Source organism: Paenibacillus sp. FSL R5-0744 (assembly GCF_037972555.1).
Lineage (GTDB): Bacteria > Bacillota > Bacilli > Paenibacillales > Paenibacillaceae > Paenibacillus_AQ.
The window spans coordinates 5,266,266-5,289,877 of the sequence record NZ_CP150228.1; the positions used below are offsets into that span (position 1 = coordinate 5,266,266).

The following is a 23,612-nucleotide window of genomic DNA, read 5'->3' on the forward strand; positions in this document are numbered from 1 at the left end:
ATACCTGATTTTCCTTTAAATAGGCATTAAATCAAACTCTCATTTTACTCTGGAGCTTGTCCTTGCTTCAGATCTACGGGACCAAAAGCGCCGGGAAGTAATTCTCCCACCGTCGTTTCAACAATATCGCCCTTCATGTTTCCAAGGATAACCTTCATGTCGGGTGAACACAACTCAATTAGAACTTGGCGGCATACACCACAAGGAGATACGGGGCCATCGGAATCGGCAACAACGGCAATTGCCTTGAAAGAACCGATAGCATGACCGTCAGCGATGGCACGGAATAACGCGGTGCGCTCTGCACAATTGGTTGGGCCAAAAGCAGCATTTTCTACATTACATCCGTGATGAATATGACCATCCTGATCAAGAAGGGCGGCTCCAACTCCGAATCGGGAGTACGGAATATATGCCTTAGCACGTGCTTTAATCGCTTCTTGCATAAGAAGAGCGGAATCCATATTTGGGTCCTCCTAAAGTTTTGTTAGCGCTACATCGTGGAATCACTTCGTACAAAACTTGCTTCGAAAGCATCCACTTAGTTTTGTTAGCAATACTTCATTGAATTTTCTTCGTACAAAACTTGCTTCCTAAACATCCAGTAACCAAAGAGGCGGAATCGCAAAACGCGGGTCCGCCTCTCCCCTGAATTGTAACCTGATTATGACATAAGTCCGGTAATCCAGTCCATCACCGGGTGGTAAAAAACATAGACCCCGACTAAGACAGCAAACACCGCCGTAAGAAGCACAGCTCCTGCGGCGGTATCTTTTGCTCTCTTAGCCAGTGGGTGAATCTCCGGCGAGATCAAGTCTACCGTCGCTTCAATTGCTGTATTGAGCAACTCGGCGGTTAAGACAAGCGTGATGGAGAAGAGCAGCAACATCCAACTGGCCAGCGGAAGTCTGAACACGGCAGCGGCAACAAGTACAACCACAGCCAAACAGCAATGCACCTTCATGTTAAGCTCGGATTTGAATGCCGACACGATACCTTGCGATGCAAACCGAAAAGAGTGCCAGAACTTCTTATGTCCTACCGCCGTGTTCTTCACCATTAGCGAGTCAACCCAACCTGAGCTAGTACTTTCTCTTGCTTAGACATCATTTCAGCCTCTGAAGCTTCATCCTGATGATCATATCCTAACAAATGCAGAAATCCGTGCACAAAGAGGAAACCAAGCTCACGCTCCAGCGAATGACCATATTCCTGCGCTTGCTCCTGAGCACGAGTTACGGAAATGATGATATCTCCCAGTACATCCGGAACATCTTCCAGCGCTTCGCCTTCTTCTACTTCGTATATAATGTCCAGCTCGTCCTCTCCGCTTTCATTCATCGCAAAAGAAAGTACGTCCGTCGGACGGTCAATTTCCCGGTATTCCAAGTTCAACTCATGAATACGAGTGTTATCGACAAAAGTAAGCGCAACCTCTCCCTGATCAATCCCTTCCGCTTCACCTGCTTTTTGCAAAATGCTCTCCAGCAGTGCTATGAGATCGTCCTTTATCTCGTATTCTTCTTGCTCGTTATCCCAAACGATCTCCAAACTCATGGGTTAGCTGCCCCTTCCTCTTTTTTCGGCTTACGCACATCTTCTGGGTATTCGATCCGTGAATGGAAAATCCCCATGACCGTTTCTTTCAGCGTCCGTGCAATAATGTCCAATTCTTTAATCGTTAAATCACATTCGTCAAACTGATGATCATCCAGTCGACTTTTAATAATTTTCTCAATCATCGTTTCCACCTGAAGGACGGTTGGTTTGCGCAAGGATCGCACCGCAGCTTCAACACTGTCGGCAATTCCTACAACAGCCGATTCCTTCGACTGGGCTTTCGGGCCAGGATAACGGAAATCTTCCTCGGTAAAATCAGGCTCTACACCTTTTTCTTCCGCCAGCTTCAGGGCTTTATGGTAAAAATAATGCAGGAACGTCGTCCCATGATGCTGCTCAGCAATATCACGAATCGGTTTGGGCAGCTTATATTCTCGTTGCATCTCCACCCCATCGCGGGCGTGAGCTACAATGATAGATTTACTAAGCTTCGGTTCAATAGAATCATGTGGGTTTTCCATATTATTCTGATTTTCAATAAAATAAAACGGACGTTTTGTTTTACCAATATCATGATAATACGATCCTACCCGGCACAATAGACCATCTGCTCCAATCGCTTCTGCGGCCGCTTCTGACAAGTTACCTACCATTACGCTATGGTGATAGGTTCCTGGTGTTTCCGTAAGAAGCTTGCGCAATAAGGGATGGTTCGGATTAGACAACTCTACCAGCTTCAGGGCAGATAGAATACCAAAGGTAGCTTCAAAGAAAGGCATCAGACCAATCACAAGCACTGCAGTCAAAAGCCCACTCGCAAAAGCAAAACCAACGGCATACAGCGTGCTTACATCTTTCCATTCACCACCAGCTAAGAGGGTCAGCATAAAGACGGTCACACAGCCAAAAAGGGATACCATAATCCCGCCTTTTAATAATGTGGAACGCTGGCCTGCACGATGAGTGGCAAAAATAGCTACATAACAAACAACAATTGAAAAGAAGCCAAAGGTAAAATCAAACACCGAATTCTGCTGAACATTCAAAATGATACTGGCGAGTATACTGATCAGAATAGAACAGAAATACGCTAATGTCATATCCAGAAGCATGGTAATCAGCATAGCACCAATGGCTACTGGAGCCAGATACCCGAGATAGGAATGGACATCCGTCTGCAAAATTGCGGTCAACCGCATGGAGATGATCGTAATAACAAACACAAGCACCAGCATTAATAACTGGGAATTATTATACTTGAAGCCCGCAGTTCCGCCAGAGTAACGGATAAACACCATCAGACCCGCAGATAGCATGGTAGCAAGTAATAGCAATCCAACCTGAGGCCAATAGTTGACCTCATTGCTTAGCAGGCCATTCTCATCCAATAGGGCGTACAGCTCAGGGGTGATTTTTTGCCCTTTAGCGACAAGAACCTCCCCTTGCTCAATAAACACATCAGGTGTGTTCTCACGAGCCTGTACTTTCGCTTCCTTCGTTGCATCTTCGTCATAGAACTTATTGCTTGTAATAACGAGTCGGACTAACTCTTGCACAACCTCACGTGCCGTACGCTGACTCAGAGAACTGATACTGACCTGCTCCGCCACTTTGGCGCGCGCAGTCTGGGCATCTGTGATCTGATCGTTCATCAGCCTAGTCACAATATCACGAGCAACAGGCTTCATTTCGATAATGTCCTGAGAGGTCAGTCGCGGAATCTTAATGTAAGTTTCATCTGGAATGACATAGGTCTGCTCTTTTATGACAGATTGCATTTCCTCCAAAAGATGATCGGAATAAGTGCCTCCACCCCGATTTGAGGCTATGAAATTCAAAATAAAATCATTGGCTCTCTGCGGGATCTCATCACGATAAATCTCAGTCTTATCGCTTTGCGAAATCAAATCATCCTGATTCAGGCGATCAATCCGGTCCAGCAGCGATGTCACAAGATTATCGGCCCTCATCGGGATGATTTTATACTTTGGAGATACACCTTCGGCCGCTTCTTCCGCCGCCTTTAGTGTTGCCTTCTTGTCCAAAATTTGCTTAGGCGCTGTTATCTCCTTCGCGCTGAGCGTATTCTCTTTAATATCGTACCGCTTAGGTAGTAGATCGGGCGACAGACTGAAGTAGAACACAAGTCCGAGTAACAGGAAAAGAGCATAGCGTGTCGCCGCGCTATACTTCCATCCGTTGTTCGTATATACAAATCCGCTTAATTTAGATGGTTGCTTTGAAGCCATGAAGACAATCCCCTTTATTGGAGGTTTTCGGCAGAGCGGTCATAGGCAACGATAATTTTCTGCACCAGGGAATGCCGTACTACATCCTGCTCCGCAAAATAAACAAAACCGAGTTCTTCTATGCCGGATAAAATCGCTTTAGCCTCAATCAAACCGGATTTCTTGCCGCGAGGCAGGTCAATCTGGGTAACGTCACCCGTAATCACCATTTTGGAGCCGAAGCCGAGTCGAGTTAAAAACATTTTCATTTGCTCAGGCGTTGTATTCTGGGCTTCATCCAAAATAATAAATGAATCATCCAGCGTACGACCACGCATATAAGCGAGCGGAGCAATTTCAATCAATCCCCGTTCAAGTGCCTTAGCCACCTGATCGGGCCCCATAACGTCGTATAAGGCATCATATAACGGACGGAGGTATGGATCTACCTTTTCTTGCAAATCCCCTGGGAGGAACCCTAGACTCTCTCCTGCTTCTACTGCTGGGCGCGTAAGAATGATACGCTTAACAGAACCTTCTTTTAGTGCCGTAACTGCAAGCACTACCGCCAAGTAGGTCTTACCCGTTCCTGCAGGACCGATTCCGAATACAATATCACGCTTCTTGATCGTTGTCACATAATGCTTCTGGCCAATCGTTTTGACACGGATAGGCTTTCCACGAAAAGTTGTTGTAATTTCTCCCTTGAACAAATCGAGCAATTGATCGACTCGAAAGTCTTTCGCCAGCTCCACAGCGTACTGCACATCACGTTCAGTAAGTATGTAACCGCTCCGAATGAGGGACAGCAACACATTAAACAATTGTCCCAGCATGTCTACTTCCCGCTCCGCACCACGTATCGTTAACTCTGCTTCACGGGAATCAATAATAGCAGGAATTTCACTCTCGATGATTTTTAGAAATCCATCTTGCGGGCCGAACAGCGATTGCGCTTCTCCCGCATTTTGCAAAGTAATACGAATGCTTGCAGTCTGTTCTGACAAGTAGCCTCATTCTCCTCAATTGTTTACTATTGGCAGTTCTTCGGAAATTTTTTCTTCTACTTCAAAGATCACTTTCATATAAACTTTACCATTCTCTTTCTTCTCATGCAAAACTTTTTGACTTTTGATGACGCTATCAACGCCATAACGCGCCAAAATATCATTCTTCGCTCGCTCTATTCCCTTTTCAAATCCAGCCTCTGGAGTTAATGTCTCACTTGTTTCACTAATCTCCATTTCTTTCTCAGTCATTAGGCCCAGCGGCAGCTTAATGGACCGCCAGGACAGCGGATCGTGCTCAGTAAGTGTTCGTGATTTCTCAAAAGGAGAATCGCCATAACCCCATAGCTGGATAGCCCATTTACCAAGCACCAGATAGGTTCGATCTTTACGCTCCCCTGTATATGAGCTATTTGTTGTTGTAAGAGGCACCTCTATATTGTATTCATGCCACACTAGACCCTTAACCTCACCTTTAGCCACCACGTACTGTACATTCTCTTCGTCGCCTAAAGCACCCGAGATCAGGATATCCCCTTTTTTAACCCGTGAGTTACGCGCCACAACCGGTCTGCCCTGCTCCGCATATATTTCAGTTACCACCGCATCTGTTCTGCTAATCAAATGCCGCTGACTAAGCAGAGGTTTGATATCCGGCTGTTTAGATTCTACCACCTGAATTTTAATGCTCGTCCCCGTCCGCTGCACCCCTATCCATGAAACGCCGGGTAATTGGGCCAGGAGCCCCTTAGAGAGCTTGTCCGGCTCATCCAGACGCCATATCCATTGAAAAGGATACACCCCCTCCTGGCGAGCAGCTGCCAATATATCCTCGGAGGCAATTTTTTCATTCCCCTCGACTCTAATGCTCCATACCATCGTAGATAACATAAAGAGCATAATCCCGAATATCAATATTCCCATGCCAAAAAATTTACGTTTCCAAAGCCGCGCCATCAAAAAAGGCAGTCCGCTTCTTCCTGTAACGTGCATCCGACAGCCTGTCTTCTTTAAAATCGGACGGAGGACATAAAAATCATTCAGAAGCAGCTTAAGGGAAGCGCCGCCCTCAGCGGGCCTCACATCCCAAATCACTATACCTGCTTCAGAAATGACATTAATGAATCTCTCCACCTGAGGCCCCGTCACATGCAGTGTAACGAATCCCCGCAGTGATGAAAGAGGTGGTTCCTTCATGATTTCCCCTCGCTTTCTTTATATCTGATCTCTCCGATAATGCCTTCTACTGCCAGCTCCTGACCAAGAATATTGCGAATGACAAGATCCTCGCCTGTGATTTCAAGCGATCCTTTAGCTAACGCGAGCTTAAGCTGGCCTGAGGAAAAATGCAGCACGCCGCGATGATTCTCGATATACAGTTCCTTATTGCCGATCAGGGTGATCCGGGGCATTTCCTGTAGTAAGTCCTGTGGTAAATCCAACACCCCGTTTGTCCATCCCCGCAGCCTGCGGCCAATACGGGTCATAAGTAGACGCTCCCCCTTCCTGCCTTCTGTACACCTTATGCGGCAACGCTTTTGTTTATGAGAAGAACTCATAAAGGAGCACCTTTCAAGTATAAAAAACATAAAAAAAGCCTCAGCTTTCCTATCGTTAAGATAAGAAAGCTAAGGCTTAATTGTTTACTTGACCGAAAATTACGATCTTCGGGAGGAATGCGGCTGGCGAGCACGCGGAGGTCCTAGAATCTCCGCCCAAACCACACCATTACGCAGCTCATCCCTATTCCCTGTTCTATTTGACTGAACATCTGTATCAGGGGATGAACTCTTCGTCTTCTTCGACCTGGGATCTGCTCCCGCTATTCCATCAAAAGCAGATTGAAGACGCCGCACCTCTTCCTGCATTCTTTGTGTGCGTAACTCAACTCCGTCATCAGCATGCTCCAAAGACATACCTTCTCCAGTAGAATAATCTGGTGTCGGGATGTACGCAGGCTCTGGAAAGGCAGGTGATGCGTCATACTCACGGGAGGATGTAGTAACAGGAGCAGGAAACCCGCTACCAGACTGTTCTGGCTGATCTCTGTTCCCGTCTACATCCTTATTACGGTGGAGAGGATTCCCGTCTCCTCCGCCAAAGGTCGGCATCCCTCCGCGTGTAGTACCTTTGGGTTTGTTCTTCGTAGCTTTGTTCACATTGGATACAATCGCGAAGATAATAACCGCAACAATATAGATCCAGCTCATGGAGATTCACATCCCCTTTTATTTATTATTGTTAGGACGGTTATTATCGTCCTGATCATTCATTTTGCCGAGGGAACCGCGCATTTGGGTATCTGCCTCGATATTTTTGATGTTCATGTAGTCCATCACACCGATTTGACCATTTCTGAGTGCCTCAGCCATCGCCATAGGCACCTGAGATTCAGCTTCCACAACCAGCGCCTTCATCTCAACTACACGTGCTTTCATCTCTTGCTCATGAGCGACAGCCATTGCTCTGCGTTCTTCTGCCTTAGCTTGTGCAATACGTTTATCCGCTTCTGCTTGTTCGGTTTGAAGATACGCACCGATGTTCTTGCCTACATCGATATCCGCAATATCAATAGAGAGGATCTCAAAAGCAGTACCTGAATCCAGACCTTTCGACAATACCGTCCGAGAAATCAAATCCGGGTTTTCCAAGACATCTTTATGTGAATCACTTGAACCTACTGTCGTTACAATCCCTTCACCAACACGGGCAATGATTGTTTCTTCACCCGCACCACCCACGAGACGATCGATATTGGCACGTACAGTTACACGTGCTTTTACCTTAACTTCAATCCCGTTTTTAGCGACAGCCGCAACAACTGGTGTTTCAATTACACGAGGGTTAACGCTCATTTGCACAGCCTGAAGCACATCGCGTCCTGCAAGATCAATAGCCGCTGCGCGTGTAAATTCCAAAGGAATATCTGCACGTTGTGCTGCAATAAGCGCATTAACCACCCGGTCTACGTTACCACCTGCGAGATAGTGGCTCTCCAGTTGATTAATATTCAGCCCAAGACCTGCCTTAGTCGCTTTAATCATTGGATTAACGATTCGACTTGGTGTTACACGACGCAGCCTCATCGCTACTAGGGTAATAATACTAATCCTAACCCCTGACGCCAGTGCAGAAATCCAGAGCATGACCGGGAAGAAGCTTAAAAAGACACTCAACAAAATGACTACGACTACCGCAATCAACAAAAAAGTAATTAAAGATGCTTCCATAACTTTACAACCTCCAGTAAATTATTGTGGAGCTACTATTCGCCATACCTTTTATCTTTTACCTTATTCCTTAATTTCCTTCACTACAATCCGTCCGCCCTCAACTTTTACAACAGAGACCGGTGCATTAACACTAATAAAGCTGCCTTCAGTAACGACATCTACTCGCTCGCCGCCAATCATAGCCGTTCCGGATGGACGAAGTGGAGTAATACTGTTTCCTATAGCTCCAACTAAGCTTAACTTCTCTTCAACAGGTACAAATCCCTGATCTTTAGAGAGCGTATCCTTTAAAATAAACCTATTCCAAATTCCACGTTCTTTAAATGCGACAGCCACAATCACAATGACTACTGTTGCAGCCGCGAATGCGATACCGAGACTAAACAATGCATGTGTGAAGCTGTATGCTGCGCGTACGACACCTGCCACAAGACTCACGGAACCAAGTATCCCCAATATCCCAAAGCTCGGCACGATTAGCTCCAGCACAAGCATGACAAGTCCGATTATGAACAAAAGCCAAGTCTCTGATCCGGCAAACCCTGCTACAGAATTTCCGAAAAAATATAAAACAAAGGCTAATGTCCCAATAATCCCAGGTGCACCGAAGCCCGGAACGATCAACTCAATCACAATGCCTGTGATCCCGATGAATAGCAAAATCGTCATAATAATCGGATTCGTCAGAAATTGCGACATTTTCTCGGCACCCGTATGCTCCACACGAAAAATGTCATCTGTAGTATAACCAAGCCAAGTAATCGCCTCTTCTGGAGTGGTTGTAATTTGATCAGCATAACCAGCTTTTAAAGCTTCGTCACTAGACAAGGCAATAATTTCGCCCTGCGCTTTAGATACGCCAAGATCTGGCTTATCCACAACCAAATTACTATCGACCATTCCCGCAGCAATATCAGGATCACGCTCATTCAGAGCAGCGGCTCCAATCATTTTTGATTTCCAGTAGGAGACCATCTTCGCGTCATCTACTTTCTGGCCGCTACTATCTACTAGAGATGCAGAACCGATCATGCTGCCCGGCTTCATGATGATTGCACCTGCGTTAAGTGCTATGTAACTGCCTGCGGAAGCGGCATCACCTTTAATAAAAGCAGCCGTAGGTATGTCACTATCTCTTACCATCGTCCCAATCTGTTCTGCTGAACTCACCAGTCCACCCGGTGTATCCACCTCCAGTACAATTAGAACCGCTCCATAATTAGCAGCTTCTGCGAACCCTCTTTCCAAAAAGCTTTGCAGACCTCTTTCAATTTTCTGATCAACCGGAATAATAAACACAGGGCCTTTCTTCATCTCACCATTCGCAGCATTCGGTGCTTTTGGTACTGTTACATCAGCGCTGACATTCGGGATAAACGGCGTTAAGAGCAGTAGCAGTAAAACAACTGGAATGCTGGCTAACATAATTTTCCGTAATCTTTTCAATGTTTTTACCTCCCTTCTTCAACTTGACCCGGGACACATAAACTTTATTACGTTGTAAGCGTAATTACGTTTCAAAACAAAGAAAAGCACCCCTTTTACAAGGGGTGCTGGCGCTATATTATTGCAGAAATTGCTGAACCGCTTGGTTCACGAGTTTACCATCGGCGCGACCTTTGACCTTAGGCATCAGTGCGCTCATAACCTTACCCATTTCGCTTTTCGAAGAAGCACCGGTTTCCTGGATGGTCTGCTGTACAATTGCTTTAATTTCTTCTTCGGAAAGTTGCTCGGGAAGATACTTAATAATAATCTCGATTTCTGCCTTCGTACTCGCGGCAAGCTCGTCGCGACCCGCTGATTCAAATTCTTGGAGGGCATCTTTGCGCTGTTTGATTTCACGACTAAGGATATCAAGCACTTCGTTGTCGTCCAATGTTCTCTTCAAATCTATTTCAAGATACTTTATTGTAGAACGAACCATTCGAATCGTGGAGAGCGTGAACTTGTCCTTACTCTTCATCGCTTGCTTCATATCTTCGTTCAATCTCTCGCTAAGATTCATGCGTGGGTAATCCTCCTAAAACTTTCTCTTACGAGCAGCCTCAGACTTCAGCTTTTTCTTAACGCTTGGCTTTTCGTAATGTTTGCGTTTCTTCACCTCAGCCAAGACACCATCTTTTGCGATGGAACGTTTAAAGCGACGAAGTGCAGCATCAATTGTCTCGTTTTTGCGAACTTTCGTTTCAGACACAGTTTCCCCTCCCTCCGACCATACCGTCCAAGAGCATAACACGGTTTATCAAATTCCATTATAGGTCAAACGGAAATAGGGTGTCAACCTTCGTGTTATTCTTTTTTTCTGGCAAGTTCTTCAACATTTAATGATTGTACTATGCGTGAGAAGCTGAGTTTCCTGTGAGAGCTCCCAGCTTGGCCCCACCAAGCAAGTGATAATGAAGATGAGGCACAGCTTGTCCACTATCTGGACCACAATTATTGATCAAACGATAACCAGATTCGGCAATCCCAAGGTCGATAGCGATCTGTTGCGCTACACTGTGAATTTCTGCAATTAGCGGAAGATCCTCAGGTGTGACATCATTCATGGAAGCAATAAACTTCTTTGGAATGATCAACACATGTACCGGTGCAGCCGGCTCGATGTCGTAGAATGCAAGAATACGTTCGTTCTCAAATACTTTTTTGGAAGGAATAGTACCCTCAATAATTTTGCTAAAAACGGTCTCCATAGAGTGCTTGCCTCCTAAAAATTGGTTAAATCCCACTTCATCATAAGATAATCATACAGGATAATCACCAATTACGAAAGACGCTAGAAGATTCAACATCCACACTCTAAAACTGTATCTATTACAGAATGAAATCCGTTTACAAATGAAGTTGAGCTATATAAATACCCGTAGGGCCTAAAAAGGCAAAAAAAAGAGAAACACCCTTCACAGCTTATAAAGCTGATTCGGCGGCGGACGTATGAAAAGGAGTACATTCCCGGTCATACGTCCGCCGAGGTGTTTCTAAAGTAATGTCGGCTTAGCTGTATTATAACAGCGCGTTGATGCTGTATCTGTGATATCGATCACACAGTTTAAAATGCTTCACATTTTTTCCAAAAGGATACGCGATCCCCCTCCACCTTGTTCAGCAGGAACTACCACCAGCTTGCGCGGCAACCTTGCACGAAGCTCTGGAACGTGGCTGATAATACCGACAGACAGCTGGTCATTATGCAACCTTTCAAGTGAAGTAATCACTGTATCCAGCAGCTCTGGGTCGAGAGTACCAAACCCTTCATCTAGGAAGAAAAATTGCAACGGATATTGCCCACGCAGCTGGATCTGAGCTGAAAGAGCAAGTGCCAGCGAAAGGGATGTTAGGAAGGTCTCTCCGCCAGACAGGGTTGAGACAGGTCTTCTCACCCCGCCGTTCCCGTCATCACGGATCACAAAGCCGCCACCCGAATCAACCTCCAATGCATAACGCTGCTTACTCAGGAATCGAAGCCGCTGGGAAGCGGACTGACACACCTGCATCAATTGTTCCTCAGCAATGTACTCAACAAAGGCGTTCCCACGTAAGACCGTCTGTAGTTTGGAGAGTTGATCTTGCATAGAAGCGTGCTCAATCCGCTTAGCTTCGAGCTCCATCCAGCGAATATGTCGATGCCGCAGGTCCTCCAGATCACGCTCTGCACGTGCTCTTGACTGAAGAGATACTTCATCCTCAGCCTTGCTTTCTCTTAAGATCCCCTGACTTTCTTGCCATTCTTCTTCACTTAAGCTGGCTCCGTCAAGCTTCTCTTCAATATTACGCAGTTGCAACGAGACCTCAGCTTCTTCGGCACGATGAGCACGTACGCGGGAATAAGCCATTTCCCTTGCTTCGGATGTGAGCGCTGCTCCTTCAACCTCAGTGGCTGAACTAAACGGTGAAGAAGCCAAGCTTTGTTCCCAATGACTGGTAGCTGCTACGTAATGTTCACGCGCAGATTCCGCAGCCTGGCGAGTAATCGCTGCTTCCTTAACCTCATGCTGAGCCTTCTCCGCCGCTGCGAGATGTGACTGCTTGCTTGTCTCCAGAGCAGTTAACAATTCCTGCAGACGTCCTTCACATTCCGCTAGAAGAGGAGCAGCAGCACGACCATTCGTCCACTCCAGTAGACGCTGTTCTTTTTCACGCTGCAATTCTTCCTTGCCTTCGATCTGTGTGATCCACTGAGCCAGCTCTTTATCCAGCCCCGTTATGGTCTCTTGAAGGTTCTGCACTGAAGCACTTTTCTCCTCCAGAAACTTGACACTGATATCAAGTCGAGATCTAATTTCTTCAGCTTGTGCATCCTTAGCTAACAGATCACGGTAAGCTTGTTCCACTTCTCCAGGTGCCAGATCCGGGAACTGCTGTGTCCAGTTCTGCCGTAGAGCCGTTAGCTGGGCGCTGAGTTCCTCAGCTTTGGCAGCAATTCCTTCTACCCAGCTCCGTTCACCTGCGACAGCTGCCGCTTCTTTGAGGCACAGCTGCTGGACCTCCTGCATCGATTGCTGCCACTGTACCGCAGTTCGGCGTACTTCACCTGACTGTCCTTTTAATCCCAAATGTGCAGCTTCAAGTTCTGCCAAGGCTTTTTCATCTGGAATGATTAAATCGGTGGAAGTAACTGCACTACTTACTTCTGAACCTGCAGCTGCAGGGTGATTTGCCGCTTCGATGACTTCATTTCCAAATACCTGCTCCAGCCATACTTGATCCTGTTCACGAAGACCACGGAACAGATGACGAGCTTCCAAAGCCCGTCTAGACAATGTTCGGACTTGCTGAAGCTTCATTTCCAGTTCTTGTTGCTCTAAGCTATCCTGCAATAATGCAGGTGAAGGATGATGCTCGCTGCCGCATACAGGGCAGGGTTGTCCTTCTTCCAGCTCCTTAGCTAGTGCTAACGATAATCTGTGAAGCTCTTGATCCTTCATAGCCGCTTCCAAAGTGCTGACATGTTGCTCCAGGCGCTCCGCTGCGGCGCGCGCAGCTTCTTCTGTCGCCAGCAGCTTCTCTTGATGCAGCGCCGCCTCGCGGATCAGTTGCCCGCGAGCAGCTTCCTGCAGCTCGCGACGGCCCTCGGCCTCCGCGAGTCGCGCCTGCGCAGCCGCGAGTGCAGCGGCACGCTCGCGGCGCTCCTTCTCCGCCTTATCCCACTGGGATTCGGCGGAGTGCAGCCCTTGCAGTCTCTGCATCGCTTCTTGCAGAGACTGCCGCTCCTGGGAGCGGACACCGAGCGGCTGCAAGCTCTGCTGCAGCTCTTGCTGGCGCTTTTGGCCCTTGGCCAAAAGCTCACGCTCCCGGGCCATTCCCTCCCGCAGCTCCGCCAGCTTGCGGGAGGCCTCTTCGCGGCGCTCGCGCAGAGCCGCGAGTTCGCGCCGTAGGCCGCCGAGCTCGGACTCGAGCTCGAGCGCGCGGCGGTAGATGCCGGCCCCCTCCCGGAGGGCCGGCTCTTCCGCCGCAAGTGCGGCCTGCGCAGCAGCCGCGACGGCAGCGGCACGCGCCGCCTCCTGCTCGGCGGCGGCGGCCATCACCTCTTGGCCCTCCGCGCGGGCCAATCGGCTCTTAAAGGCTTCTTCCGCGCTGCGCCATGCTTTCAGCGCGGGAAGCCTTGCCTCGGCCTCGTCAGCTTGGCCGAGCTTCTGTTCAAGGAGGAGAATCTCCTCCTCCTTGGCGAGCAGCCCCTGCCGCTGCAACTCGCGGCGGGTCCGTTCCTCTTGGAGCTCGCGTATACGCGCGAAACGCTCCGAGACCTGCAGCGCCGCCTCCAGTTTGCGGCGGCATTCCGCAGCATAAAGGGTGGCCTGCTCGAGGCGCTCCGCCGCTGCCTCTACATCCCCTTTGCCTGCGCTGCCAAGACCCTGCTGCTCCGCTTCCAGCGCGCGGAGCGCAGCCTCATTCTCCTTCACCCGGCGACTAAGCTTAATTGCCAGCTGATCGCCATACTGTTCCAGATGGAACAGGCGTTGCAGCATTTGCCGACGATCTACGCCACGAAGTGATAAGAATTCGGCAAATTTCCCCTGCGGCAATACAACCGCTCGCGTGAAGTCATCCATTTTAAGACCGATATGCTCCTCCACACAGCGTGTAACATCTGCGAGCTTATCCGCCATAACATTATCACCGTCAGGTGTGATTTCAATGAAACGGCTAATCGTGTTGCTGACAGTTTGTTCACCAGTCCGCTTGAACTTCCTTTCAACACGATAACGATGTGCCCCCGCGGAAGAAGTGAGCTCAAAGGTAAACGCCACGCTGAGTGAATCTTCAGAGTGGTTCATAATCCCCTGTGTTCCATTAACGGCACGTTCCACTTTCCCGTACATTGCCAAAGTAATAGCATCCAGCAAGCTAGACTTGCCGCTGCCCGTAGGTCCAAAAATCCCAAACAGACCCGTCTCACACAGACTTTCAAAATCTATTTCTTGCATTTCTCTATAACTCTGTAAACCTGCTACTTTTAATAGAATAGGCTTCACCTTAGTTCTCCTCTCCTTCCTCCGGCTGACGCCGTTCTTCTTCGGTTAGCTGTAAGAACAGCTCTATTAGCTTATCTTCCGGTTCCGCTCCACCTGTCTGACGCTGATAGAATTTACGGAACAATTCTTGCACCGGCATTCGTGAACGGGCAGTTTGTTCGAGCTCCATCTCCATTTGCGGGTAGATGGGACGAATATGAATGATCCCCTCGCGTGATTTGCGCAGGCGCTGAATATCATTCATCGACATGGCTTCACTAAGCCGAATCTCCAAATCTATAAAAGCAGAAGCATCTCTACCTTCATCCAGCCAGTTATATACCTCCTGCAATCCACCAGTGGAGCTCCATCTTACAAGCGGACGCCCACAGCGAAGATAAATTTCTTCAAAGGTTGGCTCACCACCCGGCGCAACATCAATCAGCGTCACCGATTTAGCCTGTCCTGCTTCAGAAAAACTGTATGCCAGTGGAGATCCGCTGTAACGGATCATTCCTTCCCCTTTGACACGTTGTGCGCGATGAAGATGACCTAGTGCAGTATATTGCGCTCCACAAGCCAAAGCAGAAGGATCAACGGTATACGCTCCGCCCACTTGAATTGGACGTTCCGAATCACTTTCCACACCACCAAGCACATAAATATGGCTCATCGCCAAATTTACAGTCTGCGGCGTGAATTCCCGTCCCAACAGCTGCATGAGCTTGCCTACCCGTGCGCTATAAGCCAGTCGAAGCTCCTCTTCTCCGCTATCTCCTGCAAGCAGTTCACCGAGACGCGCCTCGGAGGGATAAGGAAGAGCTGCGATTTTGGCGATCTCACCCGTGCGTGCAGCATGAACAGTCACTGGCTCTGAGGTAGGAAGCCCCACTAATGTAATCCCCTGCCTTAATACAAGCGGTGAAACTGAAGATACGCGCTCCGGTTGATCATGATTTCCGGCGATCACAACAAGGGGCCTGCCCCCTGAAGTCAGCCTTGCGGCAGCCTCATAGAATAGTTGTTCTGAAGCCGCTGGTGGATTAACGGAATCGTACACATCTCCCGCCATCATTATCAAATCCACTTTATGAAAATCGGCGATCTCCACCAATTCATCTATGAACTGCTCTTGCTCCTTCTGCCGGCTTCTTCCTTCCAGCGTTCGGCCGAGGTGCCAATCTCCCGTGTGCAATATCCGCATCTTCGTCCTCTTTCCCCGCTCCTATGCGGTAATGAATAGATTTATAATTTCACAGCATGTCCGCCGTCAAAAAAGTACAGCCAAATCTCGCTGATCGGTTCTCCCAAAATATCATGTAATGCCTTGCTGTATAACTCTAGCTGAAAACGATATTTTTCCTTAAGCGCTTCTAACCCACCCTGATGTTCTAAAACAGAGTCCGTCTTATAGTCTAACAGAATAATCCGGTCCTCCTCGCGGAACAGGCAGTCAATCACCCCTTGGATCAGCACTCCTTCACTAAAGCCTTCATTATTATTTCCATGGCTTAGCTCTGAGACGGCTTTATTCATATAATCGAGCCCTCCATAAGCCTCGCCTGCGGGAAGCATATAACTGAACGGCATTTCTCTAAGCTTCCAAGAAGAATCTATTAATCTACGACCAAGTTCATTCGTATAAAAAGTCTCTATCTGATCGGGGGATACCGCCTCCACCTGCTCAGCAGTTAGAATAGCTAATCTCTGCAGACGGGCTAATGTTTCTTCCACAACTTTAGGATCAACAGAACCCTCCAGCGGAATATGCTGCATAACCGTATGGAAGGCTGTCCCGCGCTCCGCTGGGGTTAGACTGCGCTTTTCCATAAATTTCGGACGCCGCAAATGCAGACTGTCTGCTCCTGCTACATCTGTACGTTTATTGTTTTCTGTTGAGGTGACAGGATAGCCACTTTCCTCTAGGAGATCATAAGAAGGCTGGTCCTGCATCGACAACAAAGATTTTAACTCTGTAACAGAGGTTTTGGCAGGAATACCAGAGGCAGCCGCAAATGGATAAGGCCATTCTAGTCTTCTAGCAATTTCATCGCTATTCACTGATCCATAGACACTTACAGATTCACCTTTTTGCAGCGCCTTGAGTACAGATTGACGTTCTTCTGCTTTGCCCTCTGAGTTATCCGAAGGAAGGAAAGCCCCGGAATTCAGCTCGGAAGCATTCTGCACACTGATGCTCCAGTTCGAGACATCGCTGTGCAGCACTGTCGAGACGGTACCTTCAGAGCCGCCTAGCTTCCGAAGAATAGCCGCCGCCGGATGCCGGATCAATGCCGGTCCAACCCAGTCCAGATAGCTGCGACCCCGGGCTAGTAAATGATCAGCAAGCAGTAGCTCATCCCGATTCTGCACACTGCTCCAGCTAGCAATTTTCCGTGGTAAATCTCTTACGGTACCGACTAGAATCATCTTATCTCTCGGACGAGTTAAAGCTACATATAATACCCGCATTTCCTCAGCCAATAATTCAAGTCGTGTACGACGATTAATAGCCAAATAAGGAAGCGTTGGGTAGCTGACCCGTGTTTCCCGCTCCACAAAACGTGGCCCGAAGCCAAGCTCTTTGTGCATCAGGAAAGGAGAATGCAAATCCTGTCGATTAAACTGCTTCGCCATACCCGCTATAAAAACAACAGGAAACTCTAAGCCTTTGGATTTATGGATGGTCATAATTCTGACCCCATTGCCCTCTTCACCGCCACCACCAGCTACACCAAGATCTCCGCCATTCTCACGAAGCCGTGAAATGAACACCAGAAAACGGAACAACCCACGCGCCGCAGTATCATTCTCAAATTGAACAGCCCGATCATACAAAGCTTTAAGATTGTTCTGTCGCTGTGAGCCACCAGGCAAGCCTCCAACCCATTCCAGATAGCCACTCTCACCATAAATACGCCAGATCAGCTCACTGAGACTGCCTTGTCTAGCCGCATCTCTCCAGCTTTCAAGCCGTTCTAGAAAATTCTTAAGCTTTTGCTTCAGCTTTAGGCTGATTTGCGGTAAAGCTCCACTTCCAGATTCCACCTCATTAATGACTTCATCATTATTATCTGAGGTAACTTTCTCTTCCGCTGCACTTGCTGTTTCTATCACATGAGCCGAGAAAAGATCGTATTCTTCCTCAGCTTCGTTTGCATCTTGCATGTTTGCTGCCATTTGTACAGCACGATAGAAAGAACCATGGCTGTACATCCGAACTTTAGCCAGTTCCTCTTCAGTTAAACCAACAACAGGTGAACGAAGCACACCAGCGAGTGGAATATCCTGCTGAGGATTATCGACTATTTTTAAGAGTGAGAGTGCAATTTCTACTTCTGTAGCTTCAAAATAGCCTTTATTCAGATCCCCGTAAGCAGGGATTCCCTCCATCCGAAGCTCTTCAATAATTAAAGGGGTCCATATTCTCGCCGAACGAAGCAAAATCACGATATCACCATAAATCACTGGGCGCATAATCTTAAGCCCTTTATCATAAATAAGCAGCGGAGATCCGCCATTCAGGCCAGTCATCTGTAAAATGCGGCGAGCAATCGCCCGTGCTTCCAGTTGCGCAGTCTCACTCTCAATAGCTTCGCTTTCCTGAAGTGGAGTCTCACTGTCCTCAGTCTCTTCTACTTTACCTGCTGCCGCTCCGCGATCGATCAATAATAGCTCTGGTGCAAAAAAAGTATCTGGCCCCTTCTCTGCTGCACCCGGGAAATTCGCTCCATACACAAGCTCAGCACGTTCGTCATAATTAATCTCCGCCACTGTCTCGTTCATAATCTGCCGAAAAATCATATTTACGGCATTTACAACCTCCATACGACTACGGAAATTACGGGCTAGATCGATAACCGAACCGCCGGACGATTCATTAGGCTTCTCAGATAACTCGGATTCGTCTACTGTATTACTGCCATCTCCGGCATTCTTAGAGCCAAAGCTACGGTATTTATCCAGGAACAGCCCCGGCTCTGCCAGACGGAACCGATATATACTTTGCTTCATATCTCCGACCATAAATCGGTTACCAGGTGTTTCGCGGGAGATAAGCCGCACAATCTCTTCTTGCACACTATTCGTATCCTGATATTCATCTAACAGAACCTCATCGAATTGGGCACGGTACTCCATCGCTGCATCAGAAGGCAGGGAATGGCCTGGTAGAGAATCAGGATGGCGCAAAATTTGCAGACAATAATGCTCCAAATCACTAAAGTCGACGAGACCCCGTCCTGCTTTTTCGATTCGATAACGTTCACCGAACGCTATCACCGTCTCAGCAAGCTCTGCCATAAGAGGAGCCGCCTCGTTCAGTTCTCTCAAAAAAACATCTGCAGGACGGCCAAACAATGCCTTCTGAAGATCTAAAATACTCTTCTTCACACTATCGCGCAGCTCTTTAACCATTTCCTGCAGTCCAGGATCTGTCGAATCCTTCTTACAAGCTTTCAATTTTCCAAAGTATACTTCCATGAAAATATCATATAATTCTGCCCATGGCCGTTCATTCACAGCCTCCTGCAATGCATTTACCATCTCAAGGTCAGTCGTCAAATTCTCGGCATAAGGCGCCGGACCACCCGGCTGTAGCGCGATCTCCCGGCCTTGGATAAGCTGACTGGCTGCACCCGCAAGGGTCAGCTTCGCTTCTTCAAGAATACTTAGCACCCAAGGAGTTCGACCTAAGCTATCTGTGTCTGGTAATGAGAAATCAGCTGCGGTATCACGAAGCCACTGCTCTGGCCAAGGATGGCTGCGGGCATAATCATGCAGTCGCTGTATGAGCGCATGTACCGCATCATCGCTGCGTTCACCACTGAACCAGTCTGCAAGCTGTACAAATACGCTATCCGCGCCATCTTCACCTACTTCACCGTATTTTTCCTCCAGTAGCTCTTGAAGCAGCTCCTGCCGCATCATCTCTGCTTCATGTTCGTTCAGGATACGGAAACCAGGATCTATAGGAATAATCTGATAGTAACGCCGGATCACTTCCAGACAGAAGGAGTGTAGTGTTGTAATCGAGGCTTTCCCGAGCAACGACAGCTGACGGCGTAAATGGTCATTCTCTCCATTCTCCTCAAGCTCCCGATCTAGTGCTTCCCTAATCCGCTGGCGCATCTCGGCAGCAGCAGCTTTGGTAAACGTAGCTACCAGCAATCTATCTACGCTAAAGCCATTCTCTTCCTTGCTGATTTTGCGAATAATCCGTTCTACAAGTACCGCTGTCTTACCGGAACCTGCCGCCGCGGCAACGAGGATATCATCACCGCTCTCAGCGATGGCGCGCCACTGGTCATCACTCCATATGCTTCCTTCCGGTTTCGCTTCTATTTCAGACTTCATACTCACGGTGTAGTTCCTCCTTTGCGGGACAGCAGATCCCAAATAACGTCCTTCCCTGGCTTACCCAGATTGTTGTAGCCATTGCCTTCCACGGCTTCATCGAACTGGCAGACGGGTCTAAAGGAACAGAATGTGCAGGCTGTCTCTTGCCCAATCCGGTATGGCTCAATCGCCACATCACCTTCCGTAATGCGTGTCCCGATATCCGAGATCGTTCCCCGAACGGATGATAATAAGTGTCCCCATTGCTCTGGTGTAGCTACAGAAGCACTACTATAAAAACTGCCATCAGCTTTTACTGCTACAGGCACGATAGAAGAATACCCTTTGTCTAAAGTCGTATCCATCAGGGATACTACCTCGCGGTCTGCTGTAAGCAGTCCTTTCATCTTGAAGCGTTTCAGCAATTCTTGTTCTGCCTGTTCCTTGTTCATCCCGTTAGATGAGGTTAACAGTGGGTCATGTACGTGGAAATACAGTGTCCCTGCTGGAAGCGCCGGTTGCCCGAGCCATTGCTCCGAATACGTAAGCAGCACATCCAGATAGGTCAGCATCTGTAGCGATAATCCATAGTACACCTCGTGCAGCTTGAGGTCTTTTTGACTCGATTTATAGTCAATCACCCGCAGAAGAATTCCATTCTCTCCTCGGGCCATGTCTACACGGTCAATCCGTCCAACAACCTCTATCACACAGCCATTCGGCAGCGTAATTCTTAAAGGAGGCAACTCCTTATCCGGTCCAAAATCCAGCTCCAGCCCTACCGGCTCAAAGCTGCCTCGGCGGGCATGCTCGCCCAGAATTACAGAAGCACGTCCAACAATATTTTTCAGCTTGCGTGAGATGTATCCGTAACGTTTAGAGCTCATCAGAATTTCACCCTGCAGCATCGGCGATAAACGTTCTACCGTCTCACTTGCCTCACGCCGACATTCCTCTGGAGACAAGCTTCCCCAGCCGCGGCCCTCTTCTTTCAGTCTTACCGCCATGTCACTTAATGCAGCATGGAACAGTTGTCCAATATCAGGTGCTTGCAGCTTATATAGCTGGCGTTCCTTCAGTCTAAGTCCGTAAGATGCAAAATGGGAGAAGGAACAAGCAACAAACTTCTCCATCCGGGACACACTGCCTCGCAGTGTCGATCCACCGTACAATCTAAGGCTTGTTCCACGTTTTAGCTTCGTTCCCACGTTACGGTAGAACAATGAACTGAGCAGACGTTTCAATTCGAGACTACGAATATCATCAGCAGCGAACCAGTTATACACATCCCACCATAATTCAGGTATCTCCGTCCCCTGGCGCCACTGGCGTAGCTGCATAATCAATGCACGAAGACTCTGTTCTGGATGACCAATGTAACCGAGGTGAATGGAATCTCTGACTTCTTCTGGTAGTCCTACAGGTGGAAGTGCTGCCAAGCTGTGCTCATGAACCCTTGGGAACATTCTATGCAAATGACGGATTACCTCAGAGGGAAGAAGCGCCTTGCCCTCATCATCAGCAGTGGCGTAGCTAATCCAGAGCTTTCGACTTCCTGTCGTTAGCGCATTATAGATCAAAAACCGCTCGTCCAGCAGCTTACGAGAAGCACCAGGAGCAAGCTCCATACCGGCGTTCTCAAGCACAGAGCGTTCGCCTTCCGAGAGAATTCCATCTTCCTTAAACTGCGCAGGCACAACACCTTCATTAAATCCAAGCAAAAAAGCGTATTTAACTCCCGTTGGTCGAGTCCGATCCATGTTACCAACCAGTACTTGATCGAGCGCGGGAGGAACAAGTCCCATCTTAAGCTCAGCAAGTCCTGTCTCTAGGACTCCGGTGAACACATCAAATTCAAGTCTCTCGTTGCCCATCATCTCGACGATCTGATCTAGCAGATCAAGCACTGCACCCCAAAGCTGACTATGTTCTCTAGCCTTCTCGGGTTGCCCCTTCTCCATAGCACCGACACTAAGTTTCTCCAGCTTTCGGGCAACATCCGTCTCATCAAGCAGCCTGTACACTGCGGTACATAGTTCAAGGCCGCTTCTACTCTTCTGTATCCGTTTCTCAAAAGCAAATAGAGGTCCCGTTATACTAGCACGGCATCGCTCCATTGTAGCAAGCAGTTCTTCATCCATCTGTCTGCCGCCTTCCAGCGACAAGCTAGGAATCCCTTTCCATGAACGGCCATCCGTCCAGCGATACCCTTGAATCCCACAAGCCAGCACATAATTCTCTAAGGCGTCCATATCCTCACGCGTAATACTACCGTCCAGCGGTAGCAAAAGCTCTGTCTTTACACAGCGGAATACATCCTCGAAGCGCCAGCGTCGACGCACCACATCCAATGCGGAGCGTACAAACTCTACCAATGGATGGTGCAGCTCATTTACCTTCTGGTCCAGAAAAAAAGGTACTCCGTAATCTTGGAACAACGGTTTAATCAGTTGCTCGTAATCTCCAATATTACGCATCAATACGGCCATTTCACCATATTTTGCACCTTCATCTCGCGCCAGTCTGATCATTTCACGCAGTGCTCCCTCAACCTCTGCTCTATGAGAAACTGCTGCGCCTATAGATATCGCTTCATTTGCCAGTTCATCTGCACCCATCCAGACCTTTCGGCGGTCATATCCCCTTTCGAGATGAGCAAGAACAGGACTTTCTTCAAAACGCGGAAGAACCGCTGGCTCCAGAAGCTCGTCCCACACATCAATGCCCAGCTCTTCAGCTATTCCACGCAGTTTAATGTAAGTAACCGCAGTTGGGTGAAACAATTCAAGCTCATTCAACTGATCTCCATAGGGATACGAACGATCAAGTGTAAGGGACACGGTCAGCTTCGATGCTTGCTGCATCAATTCTCGAAGCACTACGAATTCCTGCGGGGTAAAGCCGTGGAACCCATCTACCCAAATCTCCGACCCGCGAATGTAAGAGGAATCAGGAATATGCTCAGCTAGTTCCGCTAAACGATCCTCTTCGTCGATATAGAGGCGTGACATTTCCTTCTCTAAATCGCTGAATACCAGCTGTAAATCATCCAGCTTCCCTTCAAGAATAGGACTTCTTGCAATAGCGCCTCGCATTGCGGATAACTGCTCCTCTAAATCAGAGGAAGCCAAGCAGCAACGCTTCATCTCCGTATGCAGTTGATTCAACCGTTCGACAAAACCCGGTCTGTCGGCAGAGGCACCGAATAATTTCAGTTCCTCTTTACGGCGACTGATGATTTTGTAAATCAACATCTTTTTACCCTCTTCACTGATCGGCAGACTAGCGCTGCCTCCAGTTTCCTGTTTCACTCGATAGGCAAGCCGAGAAAAGCTCAGTGTCTGCGCCCGAATGCTTCCCTTCACATTCCCTACGGTCAAAAGCCCCCGTTCTGCTCCAAAGGAACCTTGTTCAGGTACAAGAATAATGATCGGCGCGCCAAGAGGCTCCTTCTCTAATGAAGAAGAAATAGACTCCCATATTTTTGTTGTCTTGCCACTACCAGAGCGGCCTAGTAAAAAGGTTACCGACATAAATGATAGACTCCTTCCGTAGCGGAGAAAATGTATATGAAACAAGGTGAAATACTCACCGTTTGATAATGTTCAAATGAAAAAGTTCAGTCGTTCCTCGTCCCCTCAGTATAACATAGCTGCACAAATCAGAACATGCGTTTGCTAGTATTTTCTAATGATTTACAATAACAATCTTGTAAATCCCGATTTCAACTTTTTTCAGAACATAGCAAAAAATCCGTAAAAGGAATCCTTGTTTAAAGATTCCTTTTACGGA

The 23,612-nt window shown here is 48.0% G+C and carries 17 protein-coding genes; all 17 read right to left on the reverse strand.

Annotation, left to right across the window (positions count from 1 at the left end; genetic code table 11):
* Nucleotides 1–44 precede the first annotated feature (44 nt).
* Nucleotides 45–464: a cytidine deaminase gene (locus tag MKY19_RS23330; RefSeq protein ID WP_149647613.1), complete on the reverse strand. Its 420-nt coding sequence runs from the start codon at nt 462–464 to the stop codon at nt 45–47.
* A gap of 200 nt (nt 465–664) precedes the next feature.
* On the reverse strand, nt 665–1,060 hold the full coding sequence (locus tag MKY19_RS23335; RefSeq protein WP_042190936.1) for a diacylglycerol kinase family protein: 396 nt from the start codon (nt 1,058–1,060) through the stop codon (nt 665–667).
* A complete protein-coding gene (gene ybeY, locus MKY19_RS23340; RefSeq protein ID WP_339798013.1) occupies nt 1,060–1,557 on the reverse strand; it encodes an rRNA maturation RNase YbeY in 498 nt (165 codons plus the stop codon). Before ybeY ends, MKY19_RS23335 begins: the two co-directional genes overlap by 1 nt.
* Nucleotides 1,554–3,809, reverse strand: a complete 2,256-nt coding sequence (locus MKY19_RS23345; protein ID WP_076299663.1) for an HDIG domain-containing metalloprotein — start codon at nt 3,807–3,809, stop codon at nt 1,554–1,556. Before MKY19_RS23345 ends, ybeY begins: the two co-directional genes overlap by 4 nt.
* A gap of 14 nt (nt 3,810–3,823) precedes the next feature.
* On the reverse strand, nt 3,824–4,795 hold the full coding sequence (locus MKY19_RS23350) for a PhoH family protein (RefSeq protein ID WP_042190944.1): 972 nt from the start codon (nt 4,793–4,795) through the stop codon (nt 3,824–3,826).
* A 15-nt stretch (nt 4,796–4,810) separates the two neighbouring features.
* Nucleotides 4,811–5,992 (reverse strand): sporulation protein YqfD, encoded by a 1,182-nt coding sequence (gene yqfD / locus MKY19_RS23355; protein ID WP_042190946.1) that lies wholly within the window; start codon nt 5,990–5,992, stop codon nt 4,811–4,813.
* Nucleotides 5,989–6,282 carry a sporulation protein YqfC gene (gene yqfC / locus MKY19_RS23360; protein WP_060621997.1) on the reverse strand — a complete coding sequence of 98 codons (294 nt, stop codon included), beginning with the start codon at nt 6,280–6,282 and terminating at the stop codon, nt 5,989–5,991. Before yqfC ends, yqfD begins: the two co-directional genes overlap by 4 nt.
* Nucleotides 6,283–6,453: 171 nt before the next feature.
* Nucleotides 6,454–7,005 (reverse strand): hypothetical protein, encoded by a 552-nt coding sequence (locus MKY19_RS23365; protein ID WP_076284785.1) that lies wholly within the window; start codon nt 7,003–7,005, stop codon nt 6,454–6,456.
* Between the two features lie 18 nt (nt 7,006–7,023).
* Nucleotides 7,024–8,025 carry a flotillin-like protein FloA gene (gene floA / locus MKY19_RS23370; RefSeq protein ID WP_042190951.1) on the reverse strand — a complete coding sequence of 334 codons (1,002 nt, stop codon included), beginning with the start codon at nt 8,023–8,025 and terminating at the stop codon, nt 7,024–7,026.
* A 63-nt stretch (nt 8,026–8,088) separates the two neighbouring features.
* Nucleotides 8,089–9,474, reverse strand: coding sequence for an NfeD family protein (locus MKY19_RS23375; RefSeq protein WP_339798020.1), 1,386 nt, complete (start codon nt 9,472–9,474; stop codon nt 8,089–8,091).
* Between the two features lie 118 nt (nt 9,475–9,592).
* Nucleotides 9,593–10,036, reverse strand: coding sequence for a GatB/YqeY domain-containing protein (locus MKY19_RS23380; protein ID WP_042190953.1), 444 nt, complete (start codon nt 10,034–10,036; stop codon nt 9,593–9,595).
* A 15-nt stretch (nt 10,037–10,051) separates the two neighbouring features.
* Nucleotides 10,052–10,225 (reverse strand): 30S ribosomal protein S21, encoded by a 174-nt coding sequence (gene rpsU, locus MKY19_RS23385; RefSeq protein ID WP_036657994.1) that lies wholly within the window; start codon nt 10,223–10,225, stop codon nt 10,052–10,054.
* 139 nt (nt 10,226–10,364) lie between these two features.
* Complete coding sequence (locus MKY19_RS23390; RefSeq protein ID WP_042130338.1) at nt 10,365–10,724, reverse strand: histidine triad nucleotide-binding protein; 360 nt, start codon at nt 10,722–10,724, stop codon at nt 10,365–10,367.
* Between the two features lie 366 nt (nt 10,725–11,090).
* A complete protein-coding gene (locus MKY19_RS23395) occupies nt 11,091–14,504 on the reverse strand; it encodes an AAA family ATPase (protein WP_339798025.1) in 3,414 nt (1,137 codons plus the stop codon).
* 1 nt (nt 14,505) lies between these two features.
* Complete coding sequence (locus MKY19_RS23400) at nt 14,506–15,687, reverse strand: exonuclease SbcCD subunit D (RefSeq protein ID WP_339798027.1); 1,182 nt, start codon at nt 15,685–15,687, stop codon at nt 14,506–14,508.
* A 41-nt stretch (nt 15,688–15,728) separates the two neighbouring features.
* A complete protein-coding gene (addA, locus tag MKY19_RS23405) occupies nt 15,729–19,838 on the reverse strand; it encodes a helicase-exonuclease AddAB subunit AddA (protein ID WP_339804478.1) in 4,110 nt (1,369 codons plus the stop codon).
* A 2-nt stretch (nt 19,839–19,840) separates the two neighbouring features.
* Entirely contained in the window at nt 19,841–23,353 is a 3,513-nt protein-coding gene (addB, locus tag MKY19_RS23410) for a helicase-exonuclease AddAB subunit AddB (RefSeq protein WP_339798030.1), read from the reverse strand.
* Nucleotides 23,354–23,612: the final 259 nt, after the last annotated feature.

Coding starts and splice junctions, on each gene's coding strand:
- MKY19_RS23390 (WP_042130338.1), bottom strand. CDS start 10,724: ATGGAGACCGTTTTTAGCAAAATTATTGAGGGTACTATTCCTTCCAAA.
- addB (WP_339798030.1), bottom strand. CDS start 23,353: ATGTCGGTAACCTTTTTACTAGGCCGCTCTGGTAGTGGCAAGACAACA.
- ybeY (WP_339798013.1), bottom strand. CDS start 1,557: ATGAGTTTGGAGATCGTTTGGGATAACGAGCAAGAAGAATACGAGATA.
- MKY19_RS23345 (WP_076299663.1), bottom strand. CDS start 3,809: ATGGCTTCAAAGCAACCATCTAAATTAAGCGGATTTGTATATACGAAC.
- floA (WP_042190951.1), bottom strand. CDS start 8,025: ATGGAAGCATCTTTAATTACTTTTTTGTTGATTGCGGTAGTCGTAGTC.
- MKY19_RS23365 (WP_076284785.1), bottom strand. CDS start 7,005: ATGAGCTGGATCTATATTGTTGCGGTTATTATCTTCGCGATTGTATCC.
- addA (WP_339804478.1), bottom strand. CDS start 19,838: ATGAAGTCTGAAATAGAAGCGAAACCGGAAGGAAGCATATGGAGTGAT.
- MKY19_RS23335 (WP_042190936.1), bottom strand. CDS start 1,060: ATGGTGAAGAACACGGCGGTAGGACATAAGAAGTTCTGGCACTCTTTT.
- yqfD (WP_042190946.1), bottom strand. CDS start 5,992: ATGAAGGAACCACCTCTTTCATCACTGCGGGGATTCGTTACACTGCAT.
- yqfC (WP_060621997.1), bottom strand. CDS start 6,282: ATGACCCGTATTGGCCGCAGGCTGCGGGGATGGACAAACGGGGTGTTG.
- MKY19_RS23400 (WP_339798027.1), bottom strand. CDS start 15,687: ATGCGGATATTGCACACGGGAGATTGGCACCTCGGCCGAACGCTGGAA.
- MKY19_RS23330 (WP_149647613.1), bottom strand. CDS start 464: ATGGATTCCGCTCTTCTTATGCAAGAAGCGATTAAAGCACGTGCTAAG.
- MKY19_RS23380 (WP_042190953.1), bottom strand. CDS start 10,036: ATGAATCTTAGCGAGAGATTGAACGAAGATATGAAGCAAGCGATGAAG.